This window comes from Caballeronia sp. LZ003, assembly GCF_031451465.1.
Lineage (GTDB): Bacteria > Pseudomonadota > Gammaproteobacteria > Burkholderiales > Burkholderiaceae > Caballeronia.
In genome coordinates this window covers 181,904-197,962 of sequence record NZ_JARUXJ010000004.1, presented here as the reverse complement: position 1 = coordinate 197,962, position 16,059 = coordinate 181,904, and the positions used below count along the sequence as shown (strand labels likewise).

Annotated in this window: 18 protein-coding genes; 6 read left to right on the top strand and 12 right to left on the bottom strand. The window is 61.3% G+C overall.

Features of this window, described 5'->3' with window-relative positions; translation table 11 throughout:
* Positions 1-227, bottom strand: a 227-nt coding sequence (locus QCE79_RS25065) for an NAD(P)H-binding protein (RefSeq protein ID WP_309848423.1), incomplete at its 3' end; no start/stop codon positions are given.
* A 122-nt stretch (positions 228-349) separates the two neighbouring features.
* On the opposite strand from QCE79_RS25065, the gene QCE79_RS25060 reads away from it, so the two are divergent.
* Positions 350-1,204, top strand: coding sequence for a LysR family transcriptional regulator (locus QCE79_RS25060; protein ID WP_309848420.1), 855 nt, complete (start codon positions 350-352; stop codon positions 1,202-1,204).
* A gap of 228 nt (positions 1,205-1,432) precedes the next feature.
* Positions 1,433-1,885 carry a DUF3597 domain-containing protein gene (locus tag QCE79_RS25055; protein WP_250493707.1) on the top strand — a complete coding sequence of 151 codons (453 nt, stop codon included), beginning with the start codon at positions 1,433-1,435 and terminating at the stop codon, positions 1,883-1,885.
* A gap of 80 nt (positions 1,886-1,965) precedes the next feature.
* On the opposite strand, the gene QCE79_RS25050 is transcribed toward QCE79_RS25055, so the two are convergent.
* A complete protein-coding gene (locus tag QCE79_RS25050) occupies positions 1,966-2,433 on the bottom strand; it encodes a hypothetical protein (RefSeq protein ID WP_250493708.1) in 468 nt (155 codons plus the stop codon).
* Between the two features lie 440 nt (positions 2,434-2,873).
* Here QCE79_RS25050 and QCE79_RS25045 point away from each other — a divergent pair, with 440 nt between their 5' ends.
* Together QCE79_RS25045 and QCE79_RS25040 are read left to right on the top strand one after the other, a co-directional pair.
* Positions 2,874-3,758, top strand: a complete 885-nt coding sequence (locus QCE79_RS25045) for a manganese catalase family protein (RefSeq protein WP_244828755.1) — start codon at positions 2,874-2,876, stop codon at positions 3,756-3,758.
* A 114-nt stretch (positions 3,759-3,872) separates the two neighbouring features.
* Complete coding sequence (locus QCE79_RS25040; RefSeq protein ID WP_250467503.1) at positions 3,873-4,127, top strand: DUF378 domain-containing protein; 255 nt, start codon at positions 3,873-3,875, stop codon at positions 4,125-4,127.
* A gap of 60 nt (positions 4,128-4,187) precedes the next feature.
* Here QCE79_RS25040 and QCE79_RS25035 read toward each other — a convergent pair whose 3' ends face one another.
* From QCE79_RS25035 to QCE79_RS25005, 7 genes are all read right to left on the bottom strand, one after another.
* Positions 4,188-5,072 (bottom strand): ABC transporter permease, encoded by an 885-nt coding sequence (locus tag QCE79_RS25035; RefSeq protein ID WP_250510376.1) that lies wholly within the window; start codon positions 5,070-5,072, stop codon positions 4,188-4,190.
* Entirely contained in the window at positions 5,069-5,893 is an 825-nt protein-coding gene (locus QCE79_RS25030) for an ABC transporter ATP-binding protein (RefSeq protein WP_250493710.1), read from the bottom strand. Before QCE79_RS25030 ends, QCE79_RS25035 begins: the two co-directional genes overlap by 4 nt.
* 103 nt (positions 5,894-5,996) lie before the next feature.
* Positions 5,997-7,016, bottom strand: coding sequence for an ABC transporter substrate-binding protein (locus tag QCE79_RS25025; protein WP_309848418.1), 1,020 nt, complete (start codon positions 7,014-7,016; stop codon positions 5,997-5,999).
* 26 nt (positions 7,017-7,042) lie between these two features.
* Complete coding sequence (locus QCE79_RS25020; protein WP_309850549.1) at positions 7,043-7,900, bottom strand: TauD/TfdA family dioxygenase; 858 nt, start codon at positions 7,898-7,900, stop codon at positions 7,043-7,045.
* Between the two features lie 154 nt (positions 7,901-8,054).
* Complete coding sequence (dinB, locus tag QCE79_RS25015; RefSeq protein WP_250467507.1) at positions 8,055-9,221, bottom strand: DNA polymerase IV; 1,167 nt, start codon at positions 9,219-9,221, stop codon at positions 8,055-8,057.
* 174 nt (positions 9,222-9,395) lie between these two features.
* Positions 9,396-10,571, bottom strand: a complete 1,176-nt coding sequence (locus QCE79_RS25010; RefSeq protein WP_250467508.1) for an ATP-binding protein — start codon at positions 10,569-10,571, stop codon at positions 9,396-9,398.
* Positions 10,572-10,712: 141 nt separating this feature from the next.
* Positions 10,713-11,078: a hypothetical protein gene (locus QCE79_RS25005; RefSeq protein WP_250467509.1), complete on the bottom strand. Its 366-nt coding sequence runs from the start codon at positions 11,076-11,078 to the stop codon at positions 10,713-10,715.
* A gap of 283 nt (positions 11,079-11,361) precedes the next feature.
* Between QCE79_RS25005 and QCE79_RS25000 the strand changes: the two genes are divergently transcribed.
* Positions 11,362-11,547: a transcriptional regulator gene (locus QCE79_RS25000; RefSeq protein ID WP_244828762.1), complete on the top strand. Its 186-nt coding sequence runs from the start codon at positions 11,362-11,364 to the stop codon at positions 11,545-11,547.
* A 7-nt stretch (positions 11,548-11,554) separates the two neighbouring features.
* Here QCE79_RS25000 and QCE79_RS24995 read toward each other — a convergent pair whose 3' ends face one another.
* Positions 11,555-12,238 carry a response regulator transcription factor gene (locus QCE79_RS24995; RefSeq protein ID WP_244828763.1) on the bottom strand — a complete coding sequence of 228 codons (684 nt, stop codon included), beginning with the start codon at positions 12,236-12,238 and terminating at the stop codon, positions 11,555-11,557.
* Between the two features lie 105 nt (positions 12,239-12,343).
* Positions 12,344-13,699, bottom strand: a complete 1,356-nt coding sequence (locus QCE79_RS24990; RefSeq protein ID WP_250510381.1) for a HAMP domain-containing sensor histidine kinase — start codon at positions 13,697-13,699, stop codon at positions 12,344-12,346.
* Positions 13,700-14,145: 446 nt separating this feature from the next.
* Between QCE79_RS24990 and QCE79_RS24985 the strand changes: the two genes are divergently transcribed.
* The gene (locus QCE79_RS24985; RefSeq protein ID WP_309848414.1) at positions 14,146-15,630 is read left to right on the top strand and encodes an MDR family MFS transporter; all 1,485 of its coding nucleotides are present in this window, start codon (positions 14,146-14,148) and stop codon (positions 15,628-15,630) included.
* Here QCE79_RS24985 and QCE79_RS24980 read toward each other — a convergent pair.
* Complete coding sequence (locus QCE79_RS24980) at positions 15,611-15,817, bottom strand: hypothetical protein (RefSeq protein WP_309848412.1); 207 nt, start codon at positions 15,815-15,817, stop codon at positions 15,611-15,613. The two genes, QCE79_RS24985 and QCE79_RS24980, sit on opposite strands and share 20 nt — an antisense overlap.
* Between the last annotated feature and the right edge of the window lie 242 nt (positions 15,818-16,059).

Below are 16,059 nucleotides of genomic sequence, written 5' to 3'. Positions count from 1 at the left end.
GCAGCGTTCGGCGCGAGCAGGAACAGCGTGTCGATATCGGCGAGCGCCGCTGCAAACGAAGAGAGGCCGCTCAGATCGCCCTGCACCGGCTTGACGTGCGCTGGAAACTTCGCGTCCGCGGGCTTGCGCGTCAGCGCCCTCACCTCGACGCCGCCATCCAGCCGCGCGAGTTGTTCGATGACCTGCGTGCCGATCACGCCCGTGCTTCCTGTAACGAGAATAGTCATGTTGATTCTCCAGTTTTCGAGTTGATCGGGCCGTCAAAAGGCCCGGTGTTGATACGATAGGCGTTCCGCTTTCGAGTCGGAAGCCCTGAAAACAAGACGCCCCGTCTCACGGATGGAACGCCATGAACCTGATCGCTCTCGCCGATTTCAACGCCGTCGCCCAACATGGCGGTTTCGCGGCCGCCGCGCGCAAGCTCGACCGGCCAAAAGCCACGCTCTCGCGGCGTGTCGCCGAACTCGAACAGGAGCTCGGCGTGCGGCTGATCGAGCGTGGCTCGGGCACGCTGCGGCTCACGGAGGACGGTCAGGCGCTGCATCAGGGAACGCACGGACTGCTCGCGGATATCGCCGATCTCGGCGAATCGATCGCCTCGCGCGCGCCCGTGCCACGCGGCAAGCTGCGCGTAAGCGGGCCTGTCGTGTTCACACATGCGGTGGTAGCGCGTGTGGCTGCCCGGTTCGTGCTTGCTTATCCCGAAGTCGAACTGGAGCTCGTCGCCGAGGACCGTCTGGTCGATCCCGTGCAAGACGCTTATGACCTCGTGATACGCGTGAATCCGGCGGCCGACGTACTACTCATGGGCCGTCAGATTGAGACCGACCGGCGCGTGCTGGTTGCTGCGCCTTCGCTTATCGACAGCGATGAACTTCCCGCGTCGCTGCCTGCGATCACGCTTTCCACCGCAAACGACACGCCTTGGCAAATTCGTACCGCCAATGGCAAGTCACGCACCATCGAAGCACGGACGGTGCTGCGTATGTCGTCGCTCTTATTGATACGCGAAGCCGTGCTGGATGGTGCGGGCGCCGCGCTTCTGCCTGGGTTGCTCGTTGCGCCGGATGTGACTGCGGGCAGGCTGGTCGCGTTGGGGGAGGATGCGGGTCCGGCCGTCGCGATCTGGGCGCTATATAGCTCACGTCATTTGTTGAGTGCGAAGGTACGGGCTTTTCTGGATGTGCTCGGAAAGCCGGAGTGATGAACGTCGGCTGTTTGAGCGTCATGTCCGTCGCGTCGACAGCTGCGAGTGGGCGGGGCGATCGAGATTGGCATCGACAACAACCTTCGAGCCTATCTGTCCGATGATTCGCTCACCATGACGTACGAGTCTGTCAGAAGCAGGCTTGCTTTATGCGTCCTCGTCCGACGGCCGGTGAAGAAATAACAGGCTTCATCGCAAAACACCAATGAAACCAACGGAGGAACCATGAGCATTTTTTCAAGCATCCTGAACAAGATTTTCCCGCACGATCATCCGGCCGCGAGCGCATCCGGCGCCGCTACTCCGCCCGCTTCACCGGGCGCAGCGCCGGCGACACCGACGGCATCGGGCACGCCGACGAGCACGCCCGCAGGCACGGCAAGCGCCGAACCCGCGCGCCCGCCGGTCACGCCGATGCCCGAAGTGGATGTCGAAGCGATCCTCACGCAGAAACAGCAGCAAAGCGGTGCGACCCTGAACTGGCGCACTTCGATTGTCGACTTGCTTAAGTTGCTCGATCTCGACAGCAGCCTGGATGCGCGCAAGTCGCTTGCCGCCGAGTTGCACTACACCGGCAGCACCGACGATTCCGCGTCCATGAACATCTGGCTTCACAAGCAAGTCATGAAGAAGCTGGCGGAAAACGGAGGCAAGGTGCCGGCAGATTTGCAAGACTGACCATGCTGTAATCGTCGCGGCGTTGCCCTGGCGTCGCGACTCATTTGGTATGACGCATCACGGACCGCACCTCACATCCTTTAGCGCGATCGCCCCATGCGCGCCAACGCCACCATGGCAAACCCCGCACCCAGTGCCACGTAAGTCGATGCCAAGGCACGCTTGCTCAAACGCGCCTCGTATCCCGGCGTGAAGCGTTTAGGGACGACATGGTAATCCACGACATAAGCAGTGACTGACGTTGCAATCGCGGCAGCAACGACATCACGCGGACGCGCACGCGAAGTGCACAGCGTTTCGAATAGCACGCCCCAAAAAACCGCGCTGCCCAGATGGATGCCAGAACCGACGGCGGTAAATCGAACGCTGGGCGCCTCCTCCTTTGGCGCCTGTTCGGGCCAGATGCAATGCGCGACAGCGTTCATCGCCGAATAAGGACGATGCCCGGATTTCGACGCGCCCGCCGCTGCGACAAGCGCCGACGCCACACCCGCGCTTGCGCCGGAGAACATCGCGCGCGACAAGGTTTCGATTAATCTGGAATGCATACTTTCCCTTGAGCTTTGAGAGTCGTTAGCCAAGAGCAAAGGCTATTCCGCGTGCCGTAAGTTCCGGTTACAACCGGGTCGCGGCACACCGATTGCGAACGTCTAGATACTTCTCGAACGATCGGTGCTTCTCACTGAACGCTGAAGGAAAAAGCTGCATGACGGATCCAATGGCACGGCGGTTGCTGAACTACTCACAAGCCGAGGCCATGCCAGTCAACGCGGCTGCATGAACTTGGTTCCCCATTCAACGACTTAACTCGGCCCTGTCCCCGGCCGTTCAGCCAGCGCGAACCATGCGCTGAGGCTCGCAGCAAGATGACCGCAAGTGACGCAACAACGTCCTCTCGGTCGCCGCGAGATCAACAACTCATCTAAAACCGAATGCGTGCGCTCGTCCGCTGCAGGACGGCGCTCGCTGTTACAAAGGAGTGGCTGATATGTTCGTTCACAATAAGCGTCTGCAATACACCGTTCGCGTAGCTGCGCCGAATCCTGGTCTTGCCAATCTGCTGCTAGAGCAGTTCGGCGGGCCGCAAGGCGAACTGGCGGCGGCATGCCGTTACTTCACGCAAGCTGTATCGGAAGACGATCCGGGCCGCAAGGACCTGCTGTTCGATATCGCCACCGAAGAACTGAGTCATCTGGAAATCATCGGCTCGATCGTGGCCATGCTCAACAAGGGCGCAAAGGGCCAACTCGCCGAAGCCGTGCAGACCGAAGCCGAGCTGTATCGCTCGATGACCGGTCACGGTAACGACTCGCACACGACCGCTCTGCTCTATGGCGGCGGACCGGCGCTTACGAACTCGGCTGGTGTGCCTTGGACCGCGGCTTATATCGACACCATCGGCGAACCGACTGCCGACCTGCGCTCGAATATCGCGGCTGAAGCACGTGCGAAGATCGTCTATGAACGCCTTATCAACGTGACCGACGATCCGGGCATCAAGGAAGCGCTCGGCTTTTTGATGACGCGTGAAATCGCGCATCAGAAGTCCTTCGAAAAGGCGCTGCATTCCATTCAGCCGAATTTCCCGCAAGGCAAGCTGCCCGGTCAGCCGGAATTCACGAGCGTGTACTTCAATATGTCGAAGGGCGATGACGCACGCGGTTCGTGGAATGAAGGCGGCGACTGGAAGTTCGTCGAAGATCCGCAACCCGCAGTCGATGGCGGCGATGGCACGGCCACCGTCGGCGTATCGAAGGAAGAAGTGGATGCGTTGCAGGCAATGGCTACGCGTACCGCATCGGACCCATCGAGCGACCCGACCACCGGCGCCGATCTCGGCTCCGGCATGGCAACGGCCGCAACCTCGAACTAAGCTGCATTAAGTAGTAACCGCCGGTTCTGCGGCTAATGCGGTGCGGAACCGGAACGAAAAGAGCCGCTCGATTGCGGCTCTTTTTTCCCTCGCAATTCATTAGGATCACCAAAAATGTCTACTGTTTCATCGAAAGGAACCGTTCGCGTTCACCGTAGCCCGATCGATTGGGTCGCTGGCGCGCTTGTCATCATCGGTGCGTTGAATTGGGGGCTGGTTGGACTGCTGCAGCTCGATCTCGTGGCGGCGATCTTCGGCGTGGCCTCGCCGCTATCGCGGATCGTCTATGTGCTGGTTGGCATCGCCGGAATTTATATGCTGGTGCGCGCCTTCATGCCGGCACGCGAGCATGGATTGGCCAAGCTTTAAAGACAAATCGGCCCCGCTGGCTGCGCCATGCGGGGCCGACATTCAAATGCACGAATCCGATTAATTCTGCACGCCCCAGCGGCGCACGGTGACACGCTCGACAGTATCGAACACGAGATGCTCGACAGCAAGACCGATCACGATCACCGCTGCAAGTCCCGCGAAAACGCGATCCGTGTAAAGCTCGTTGCGATTCTGAAAGATGTACCAGCCAAGCCCGCCCTTTCCTGAACTCGCGCCGAAGACAAGCTCCGCTGCAATCAAGGTTCGCCACGCGAATGCCCAGCCCACTCGCAAGCCGGCAAGAATCGACGGCAACGCGGCAGGCACGAGAATCAGCACCACATGACGCAAGCCCGTCAGCCCGTAATTGCGGCCTGTCATGCGCAAGGTCGAAGGCACCGCCTGAAAACCCGAATAGGTGTTGAGCGCGAGCGGCCACAAGACCGAATGCACCAGCACGAACAACAAGCTGCCCGTGCCAAGGCCGAACCACAACAACGCCAGCGGTAACAGCGCGATGGACGGCAACGGATTGAACATTGCCGTGAGCATCGACAAGATATCCCGGCCAATGCGCGTCGAGACCGCAAGCGACGTCAAGACGAACGCGAGCGCCGCGCCGAGCAAATACCCGCGCAACAGCACCGACATGGAGATGGCGACCTTGTCGATGAGCTCGCCCGAGATGATCCCCTGCACGAACGCAACGGCCGTTGCGCTGAACGTCGGCAGTAACAGATCGTTATCGACGAAGCGCGCGGCGATTTCCCAAATGCCGATGAGCACCAGCGCAATCAGCGTCTTGCGCAGCCACGACGTGTCCGCGATCCGCCGCGCAAGCGGCAGTTTGACTTCGCTTTGATACTGAATGTCCGCGGGCGCGGCAGGCTCCACTTCATATTCCGGGCGTACCGGCGGTGCGGCGAGATGCGGCGTGCTCATTGCGCGGCCTCCTCTTCGAACAGCAAGCGATGAATGCGCGCGACGCTCTGCTGAAACTCCCCGCGACCCAGACTCTCCTGCGTATATTGATGGCTATTCAGTTCGGCGCGCACGCGTCCCGGATGCGGCGTCAGTAACAAGATGCGATTGCCGACGATCAACGCCTCTTCGATCGAATGCGTGACGAACATGAGTGTGAAGCGCTCATCGCTCCACAGACGCAACAACTCTTCCTGCATGCGGCGGCGCGTGAGTGCATCGAGTGCGGCGAAGGGCTCGTCCATCAGCAGAATGCGCGGCTGCATGGCAAGCGCGCGTGCAATCGCCACACGTTGCTTCATGCCGCCCGAGAGCGTATGAGGATAGGCATCCGCGAAACGCGCCAAACCTACCTTGTCGAGATAATGGAGCGCGCGTTCCCGCGCCTCGGCGCGACTGAGCTTGCGCGCAACACGCAGCGGAAACGCGACGTTTTGCAGCACCGTCTTCCACGGCGGCAACTGATCGAATTCCTGGAACACGACGATACGATCCGCGCCCGGCCCCTTCACGCGCTCACCGGCTATTTCGATACTGCCCGACACCGGTTCGATAAAGCCCGCGACGGCCTTCAGCAAGGTGGATTTGCCGCAGCCCGAAGGGCCGAGCAGCACGAAGCGGTCGGCGCCGTAGACGTCGAAGCTGACATCGTGCGTGGCCCGCACGAGCCTTTCGGGCGTGCGGTATTCGAGAGAAACGTTTCTGGCCGACAGCAGCTTGTCGCTCGTCCCGGCTTCGGGCTGGGGTTCGCGCGGATAAATGGCTTGGGGATTCGCCGCCATGATCTTATGCCTGAATGCAATCCTCAAGCATAGTCAGGGCGGCACGTTCGCCTAACCAATCTTTGCGAATATGGAAAGCAGTCAGCGCGATATCAACTCGATATCAACTGCCGCCGCGCGTCACGGGATCGTCGAAAAAGTAGTCTTGCCACGATTTGGGATCGTTCTTGATCGCGCCCACGCGATGCATGAACTGCGCAAGCGGAAAGGTGTTCTGCGGCTGGACCTTGAACTGCACAGCAGGGTCCTTGATGACCTTGAGGAGCAGATCACGGTCGAGCTTCGCGTTGTTCACGCGCAAATAGATGTCGGCCGCCTTCTCGGGATTAGCGGTGACGAAGCGCGCCGCATCGTTGAGGCCATCGACGAAAGCGCGATACGTCTTCGGGTTCTCATTGCGGAACTTCTCCGTTGCATAAAGCACGGTGGCCGAACTCGGCCCACCCAGCACGTCATACGAGTTGAGCACGATATGCGCTTTCGGATTGCCCGCGAGTTCCTGCTGCTGGAACGGCGGATTGCCAAAGTGCGCGTTGATTTCCGTGCCGCCCGCGATGATGGCCGCCGCCGCGTCCGGATGCGGCACCGCTTGCGTGAGCTTATCGAGGCGATCGTACTGCTTGTCGCCCCATTGCTTGGCCGACGCGAATTGCAGAATGCGCGACTGCACCGAGACGCCCACGGCCGGCACCGCTATTCGATCTTTATCGCTGAAATCGGCGATGGTCTTCACGCGCGGATCGTTCGATACGAGGTAATACGGCAGATTGCCAAGCGACGCCACGCCCTTCACGTTCTGCTTGCCGTGCGTGCGATCCCAGATCGTGAGCAACGGACCGACGCCTGCCGCCGCGATATCCACGGAGCCGGACAACAACGCGTCGTTGATGCTCGCGCCACCCGAGAGCTTGGCCCAATCGACCTTGATATCGACGCCTTGCTTCTTGCCTTCCTGCTCGATGAACTTCTGATCGCGCGCCACGTTGAGCAGCAGATAAACCACGCCGAATTGCTCGGCCACGCGCAACGTGCCTTCCGCCTGCGCGGTCGCCGAACAGGCCAACGAGACGACGAGCGCGGCGGCGAGCGCGCGCAACGAACGCTTCCCGAAACGAGAATGCATGTGAGAAAACCCCGTGAAATAAGCGCTCAGAACGGCGCGTCGCCTTCAATGGTCGTGCGATACAGCTTGCGGCGTTCGTCGTCGGGCGTGCCGGCGGCCAAGTGCATGACCGAGCGGTTGTCCCAGAACACCATGTCGTGATCGCGCCACTCGTGGCGGTAAAGAAACTCCGGCTTCACGCTATGCGCGAAGATTTCGTCGAGGAGCGCGCGGCTCTCGTCTTCCGGCATGTCGATGATGCGCGTGGTGAAGTGCTCGCTCACGAAAAGCGCGCGACGCCCGTTCTCCGGATGCGTCCGCACAATGGGATGCACCACCGGTTTGACCTGCGCGATTTGCTCGGGCGTCAGGTTCGGGCGCCACGGACTGCGTTTCTGCAACTCGGCGTATTTGGCAACATAGGTATGCTCCGCGCGGCGTCCTTCGACTGCGCGACGCAGATGCTCGGGCAACGTATCCCACGCGAGATGCTGATTCGAAAATAGCGTATCGCCGCCGACTTTCGGCAACTCCTGCGCATGCAGCAGTGAGCCGAGACTCGGCGTTTCCTTGTACGAGAGGTCCGAGTGCCAGAAGTGCCCGGCATCGCCGAGACCGATCGGCTTGCCGTTTTCGAGCACGTTGGAAACGATCAGCACTTCCGGATGCCCGGCGAGCGCGAACTGCTTGAGCACGTGAATTTGCAGCGGCCCGAAGCGCTTGCTGAACGTGACCTGCTGTTCCGGCGTGATGCGCTGGTCGCGAAACACGAGCACGTGATGATCGAGATGCGCGCGATGAATGCGCGCGAAATCGGCTTGCGAGAGCGGCTTGCTCAGATCGAGCCCGATGACCTCGGCGCCGAGCGGCGCGTCGAAGGCGCGAATTTGAATGGATTCGTCGATGGATCGATCGGCGGCTTGGGTCGAACTTTCGAGGGTCGGTGCGAGGATCGTCACGATGTTCTTGAACGGCGCAAAGACAGCCAATCTACTTCGTCGCAGCCGTGCCGCCAACGAACGATCCGCGATTTGCTTATTCCCTTTGGCGCTTAACGCCTCAGTCGAACGGCAGTTCCACTTGAATCGGTTCGATGAAGCCGCCGTCCTCTCCGCGCACGCTCAACGCGCTCACGCGCACGCCGAGCAACCGCAGCCGTCGATCCAGCGTAATGCGCTTCACGCATTCGGTAGCGGCGCGGCGAATCTCGACAGGGTCGTCGGTGGAAACGGGAATGGTCAGATCACGCGTGAGCGTGCGGAAGTCGTCGAAACGCAGCTTGATGCCGACCGTGCGGCCTACGTAACCTTTGCGCTGTAGGTCGTCGGCGACTTTCTTGCACAGCCCCGTGAACGCCTCGGAGAGCTTCGCGCGGTCGTTCTTCGGATGCAGATCGCGCTCGAACGTGGTCTCACGGCTCATCGACTTCGGCTGCGAACTCACGACCACGGGCCGATCGTCCTGTCCCTGCGCGATACGCGCGAGCCATGCGGCGTAAGTGCCGCCAAAATGCGTCTGCAGAAATCCCAGGTCGGCGGCGGCAATGTCACCCACCGTCTCGATACCGAGCGCCGCCAGCCTTTCGCTCGCCTTGGGCCCGATGCCATTCACCTTGCGCGCCGCGAGCGGCCAGATGCGTGTGGGGAGATCGTCCATCGTCAGGATGGTCAGGCCGTCGGGCTTGTCGAGCTCCGAGCCGATCTTCGCCAGCAGCTTGTTCGGCGCGATGCAGATCGAGCACGTAAGCCCGGTGGCTTCGTGCACCGCGTCCTTCATGCGCCGGCCGATGCTCGCGGAATCGCCCGTCATGTCCGTCACGTCGATATAAATCTCGTCGATGCCGCGATTCTCTATCTGCGACGTGAACGCCGCGACGGCTGTCTTGAAGAGCCGCGAGTAATGGCGATACGACTCGAAATCCGTGGGCAGAAGAATGGCGTCGGGCGCGAGTTGCGCGGCCTTCATCATGCCCATGGCCGAGAACACGCCGAACTTGCGCGCTTCGTAAGTGGAGGTGGTGACGACACCGCGCCCCGCGTAATCACGCAGTTTTCTGAAGCGGCGTGTGCCATCGGCCAGCGTCTCGGGAATGGCATTGCGTCCGCCGCCGACCACCACCGGCTGACCGCGCAGTTCGGGATAGCGCAGCAATTCGACGGAGGCGAAGAACGCATCCATGTCCAGATGCGCGATACGGCGAGGCGTGGGCGTGGCGGGCGTGTCCATTGCCTAGAACGGACGCGTGCCGACAAGGCCGGAAGACGACGACGTGCGAAGGGCGTGGCTAAACATGCGCGGGCGCGAAGAACGCGGAAAATGCGCATACTGTACATTCATACAGTGATTCGCGCTAGTCTGCCTTATGTCCCTAGCGGCGCTCGGCGCAAATCCGCAGCCCGGTCAGCCAAGAATGCTTAAATTGCGAATCAGGTAGTCATTGAACATCGGCACGGTGAACGCGATATCACCATGGGACGGACTGTAGATCATGCCTTTGTTAATGATCTGCGCGCGGCGAGGACCGAGACTCTGCGGGGTTTCGCCGAGCGCGTCCGCAACGTCGGACGAACGATAAGGGCCACTGCCTAATTTCGCCATGGCAATGACGTATTCGCGTTCCTTGGGCGTCAGGCGATCGAAGCGAACTTTGAAGAACCCTTCGTCCAGACGCTTGAGCGTTGTCGACTCGGCGCGCCTTGCGTCGCGTACGGTAATCGTGTCGCCGACGGCGAGATTCCAGGACTGATGGCCCCACTCCTGCAGAAAGTAGGGATAGCCTCTCGTCTTGAGGAAAATCTCTTTCAGAGCAGCATCGTCGATACCGGCGCCTTCGTCGTTCACTGGTTGACGGATCGCTGCCTTGGCATCGTCCTCAGGCAGAGCACCGACCTCCGGGTAGTGAAACAGCCGCTCCGCATACGATTTGGCTTGTCCCGACAGGGCCGCGACCTGTGGCAAGCCGGCGCCGAAAAACAGCACGGGCAAGCGCGCCTGGTTGATCTTGTGCAATGACACGATGAGAGCGGCTAAGTCTTTTTCGCTTAGGTACTGGACTTCATCGATCAGGAGCGTCCAGGCTTTACCGGCAGCTTTAGCGGCCTCGCCGATACGCACGAACAGTTCTGGAAGATCATTCTCGAGGTCGCCGCTGTCCGCGACTCCTACTTCGGGATCCACCGCGATCGAGACATCGCCATATTCCAACTTGAATGCGGAGGCAAACGACCTCAACGCTCGCAGCGCGTCGTAAGTCTTCGCCTTGGCATTCGCGGCGACGGACAGTTTTCGAAGCACTTGATGCATGCGTGGCAGCAGTTGCTCACCCAACGATTTGTTCTCGGGCGCCTCGATCATGGAAGTGACGTGGCCACGCTGATTAGCGAGCGCTTCGACTGCGTTGAGCAGCACGGTCTTGCCTACGCCGCGTAAGCCCAGGAACATTTGCGAACGGCTGGGCTTACAGAGCACCGCGCGTTCAATGGCGATACGTGCGTCCTCGATGATTGCTTCGCGCCCAGCGAGTTCGGGCGGCTGGCTACCGGCACCGGGCGCAAATGGGTTCCGAACCGGATCCATGACTATGACTCTATAACAATATATAGCGTAGTATATCTCGACTACCTTATACTTTCCTATAATTCGCTAGATAGAGCACGTGGCGCTAGCGGCCTGCGGTTGGCGGCGCGACCGCCCTCACGACTCGCGTACGTTAATCGTCTACTCCGGAACCCGCTTCTCCGCCAACGCCCGGCGGCAATCCTCCAGAATGGGCCGCACCACGCCCGAATTGAAGTTGAGGTCTTCGCTGTCCAAAATCTCTTCGACCGCTTCGCGCGCCCAGTCGGATTCGAGGATGGCGCAATGTCGCGCGGCAAGATCGCGTGCAATGGCAGAGAGTTTGGCGATAGCAAGCCAGTCGGCTTCGCGCTGATGCCGGTCGAGCCACTTGCGCGCGGCTTCGACATGAAATGACGGCGCGGGCCAGTCGCCGTTGAGATAGTACGCACCGAGGCTGCCGCACGTCAGCCAGCAAAGCAGTTCGACACGGTCGCGGGCACTGAGAGTACGAGGCACTTCGTTCATGGCGGCGTTCACGAGAGACGTTCGACGGAAAGGGCAAACGCGCTGCTGTACATCCATCCTTGTGTGAAACCTGTGTGAAAGAAGATACCACGCGATGGTGCGACGCGGCAGCCCATTCGCGTGCGTTGGCGTACATGTTTCGCAGGCTCAACTCTGTGCTGGCGACTGCATGTGCGAGCCATCATTCAACGCTAATTCGGGCGCCTTATTCTGGTTTCCATCGACGAGCCATACTAAATTCCGAGCGCAGGCCGTCGCCAACCGTCCGCCTAAGGAGCGCATCATGTTCGAACGTCTTTCCAGATTCTTTTCCGCCACCGACGACCATTCGCACGACGACTACTTTGCCTCGTCGGGCGATCACGCCGAACTCGAGCGCCGCATGCGTCAGGTCGAGGAAAGCGACCACGCGTACAGCATGACCTTCTGCGGATCGATCCCCCGTCGCCCCGACGACCCTTACGCGTGACACGCCCTCACTTCGCTTCGTCGCGTCCCGCCTGCCCCAGCATCACGGTCCAGCCGAGGCCGCGCACGTTGCGGATCACCGCTGCGCCGAACTTTTTGCGCACCGAATGGATGATCACGTCGACAGCGTTGCTTTCGACTTCCTTGCCCCAGCCGTAAAGCCGGTCTTCGAGTTGATCGCGCGAAAAGATGGTGCCGGGCCGCTCCATGAGTGCGTGCATCAGCGCGAACTCCTTCGCCGACAGCACGCCGGATGTCTCGCCGCACGTAAGCGTGCGCTGGTCGAGGTTGAGATTGATCGATTCGTCGCCGAGACGCGAGGTGGCATAACCCGCCTTTCTGCGCAGCACCGCGCGGATGCGGGCCAGCAGTTCGGGCGTGTCGAAGGGCTTGAGGAGGTAGTCGTCCGCGCCGAGGTCGAGCCCTTGCACGCGCGTGTCGAGGTCGTCGCGAGCCGTGAGGATCAGCACCGGCGTCGCGTTGCCCGCCGTGCGCGCACCACGCAACACTTCGAGGCCGGACATGCCGGGCAAGCCGAGATCGAGCAGTACTACCGTGTATTCAGCGGCGTCCATGGCCTCGCGGCCCGCCTGGCCGTCGCGCACCCAGTCCACGGCGTAATCGACGTCCTTGAGGGCGCGCATCAGGCTGGTGCCGATCTGTACGTCGTCTTCGATCAGTAGGATTCGCATGTTGAGTCCGCACACCGCATTGACGCGACCAAGCTGACGCGGTCATCACCCACGCGCAGCACGCGATCCCATTGTAATAGGCACAAAACAGCGCGGCCATTCCTTTTAAGCGGTGGCTGTCGCGGCGTTTGCCTCGGTAGCCACGCCGCTTTCCTCGACCGGAAAGCCAATCGAAGCGACGATGCCCGACCGCCCGTCATCGCGATTCCGAAGTGACACATCGCCACCGTAGCGCTGCGCGATCGCCTTCACGATAGACAAGCCGAGCCCGCTACCCTCGATATCAGGGTTAGCCCTGAAGAAGCGGTCGAATACGCGCGGCAATAGTGTTTCCGCAATGCCCGGCCCCGTATCGACGACATCGACCCATACCATGTCGCGCTCGCACCGCATACGCAAGTCGATGGTGCCGCCATCCGGCGTATAGCGCACCGCGTTCGAAACGAGATTCTTCACCGCCATGCCGATATCCGTTTCCACCGCGCGCACGTGGGCCTCGACCATCTCTTCGGCGCCGATATCGAGGCCGCGTTGCAGCGCAATCGGCAGGACATCGGCCACGGCGCTCGTTACGACCGTGGCGATATTCACCCGCGTGAGCGGCGTCGCGCCCATCGGGGCATCGGCGCGCGCCATGCGCAGAAGTTGCGTGATGAGGCTGCCCGCGCGTCCAATGCCGCGTCGCAACTCGCGAAAACGCTCCTGATTGCCCGGCGCGATGTGCGGCGCGAGATTATCGGCCTGCAATTGCAGGGCCGTGAGCGGCGTGCGCAGTTCATGCGCGGCATCGGCGATGAACTTGCGTTCCGACTCGATGGATTGCGCGAGGCGCTCGATCATCGTGTTGATCGAATGGATGAAGGGCGCGATTTCGGCGGGCACGCCGGAGGTGGGCAACGGTTCGAGATTGGCGGTATCGATGCCCTGCACTTTCGCGCCAAGGCGTTTGAGCCTGCGCAGCGAGCGGCTCACGACGAGCGCGACCGCGATCCACACGAGCGGCAACAGTACGACGATGGGCCAGAGCGTCTGCGTCGCGGCCTCCCGCGTGAGTTCGCGGCGCACGGCGTTGCGCTGCGCCACTTGAATGGTCATGGTCGGATCCTGACGCGTGAAGACGCGCCACGATTCGTCGTTGACTTGATAGCTGCCGAAGCCCGCGGTTGCATCGCGCGGAAAGCGCAGAGAAGGATCGGTCGTGCGAAACGGCGTGGCTTCGTCCGGCTTCCACACGACGACCACGACATCGCGATCGTCCTGCGTGCCGCGCGCGGGATTCTGCGGAATGCCTTCGGCGAAACCGTCGCGCATGCGGGTCGCCACTTGTTCGAGGCGCATGTCGAGCAGTGCGTCCATGCCGGTCCGGCAAAGATGATACGAGCTGATGCCCTGCAGCAAGCCTACCGCGCTGACGAGCAGCCCGAGCGCGACGACCAGTTGATTTCTCAGCGATTTGATCATGTGAAGACGCATCGAGATGAAAAGACGCGGACCGGCTGGCGTCTCGATTCTACTAGCGGCTTTCGGTGGCTTCGGACTTTTCGATCTTTCGGCGCAGGGTTCTGGCATCGACGTGCTAAAAAAGAAGCGCCGGTCCGGGTCGGAGCCGACGCTCAAAGCTGAGGAGAACGAGGATGTGAACCAACCTTCTGTCCACGAACCCAGCGTATACCCCGATAGTTAGAGAAAAATGAGGACGAAGAGTCGGGCGAAGCGAGCAGGCTTTTTCAGCAGGCGCTACCATTGCAGTCGACCGCTTCATAATCGAGTTCATAGGCGATGCCGCCCCGCCGCACAACGGCTGATGCAGCTTCGCCTTGGCCGTATCGCCTTCTTCGTGTAAGCCCGCCTGTTGCCGCGCGCCGTATCCGCCTCGCGTGGCGGCGCCATTCCTTTCATGGAAACGCATGCCACAAGCCAGACAAACCGTTCGTCCGCTCGTCATTGCCGCCGTGATGGCGTCGATGGCAATGGTCGCGATCGAGGCCACCATCGTCTCCACCGCGATGCCGCAAATCGCCACGCAACTCGGCGGTCTCGATCTCTATAGCTGGGTTTTCTCGTCGTTTCTGCTCACGCAGACCGCGCTCACCGTGGTGTTCGGCAAGCTCGCCGACCTTTATGGACGCAAGCCCGCGGTGCTCGTGGGCATCGCCATCTTCTTGATCGGCTCGGTGCTCGCGGGCTTTGCCTGGTCGATGCCCGCAATGATCGTGTTCCGTTTGCTGCAAGGCGTGGGCGCGGGCGCCATTTTGCCGGTGGTGCTGACTATCGTCGGCGACCTTTACCCGGCGCATGAACGCGGCAAGGTGCAGGGCTATTTGGCAAGCGTGTGGGCGGTATCGGCCGTGCTCGGACCCATGGTCGGCGGTCTGCTCATCCGGCAGTTCTCGTGGGCGTGGATCTTCTGGATCAACGTGCCGATCGGCTTTCTCGCCGCGCTGCTGTTCGTCATGTTCCTGCACGAAGAGAAACGCCACGGCCGCCCGTCGATCGACTTCGCTGGCGCGTTCTTTTTCACCGCCGCCGTCGCCGCGCTGATGATGGCTCTGACCGATGCCGGCCACGCCAGCAACACGCGGGTAGCCGTGGAAGTGGCGGTGCTGATTGCGAGCGCGTGCCTCTTCGTTTGGCAGGAACGCCGCGCCGCCGACCCGATGATCAACTTCGGCCTCTGGGCACATCGCCCGATTGCAGCGGGCAACGCGGCGACCCTGCTCGCCGGCATGGCGATGATGGGCCTTACCACTTTCCTGCCGATGTACGTGCAGGGCGTGATGCATCGCTCACCGGTCGAAGCCGGCTTCACGCTCACCATGATGATGGTCGGCTGGCCAAGCGGCGCCACGTTCACCTCGCGGACGTTCGCGCGCATCGGCCTGAGGCGGCTTTTGATCGGCGGCGCGTTCTTCATTCCGCTTGGCTCGCTGCCGTTCGTGTTCCTCAACCCGGACATGAGCCCGGTGTGGGCGGGAATCGGCTCGGCGGTCGTCGGCTTCGGCATGGGCGTGACGAGCGTCTCGTGCCTCATCCTGATTCAGGAGATCGTGAAGCCGCACGAACGCGGCAGCGCGACGGCATCCAATCTCTTTGCGCGCAATCTCGGCAACACGCTCGGCGCGGCGGTGTTCGGCGCGGTGCAGAACTACGGTCTAACGCATGTGACCGGCATGCCCGCCGTCCACGCGGATCAGTTGAAGCGTTTGTTGACGAGCGTGCCGGGCGACTTCGCAAGCAATAACGAGATCCGTCTTGCACTGCACCATGCGCTGCATCTGACTTTCACCGCGATGTTCTTCGTCGCGCTCGGCGCGGTCGCCTCCATGCTCTTCATGCCCGCCGTGAAGATCAGCCCACGGCGCGAAACCGTGCTCAGTCCTGTGCACGAGTGAGCGGACTGTCCTCCTTGTCCTTGGGCGATGTACCCGCGTTATCGCCGTTGTCCGCGGGTGCGTCGTCCGATGCGATCATCTGCACGGTGACGCATTGCCGCGAAGCCGTGCCGAATCCCCTGGCGAGCGCATAAGAAGCGGCAAGCGACGCCGCGATGAGAAAGATCATGCCGAGTTTGCGAGTCATGTGAGTGCTCCATGAAGGGTTATCGAAATCACTTCACGGGCTTTCTCTCACTGCCTGACGGTCGCGCGGCCTCCTGAAATGTGCCTGCAGTCTAAGCGCGCACGCCCGTGCTGAAATCCCCTCTAAAGCGCGGATAATATTGGGTGGACGAAATCCCGACAAGAAGCGGAAGCAGCACACGAAGGGTTAAACTGCTGGCGCGCACGCGGCGTTTTCATGTGTCGAAAACACCGCTGCATGAC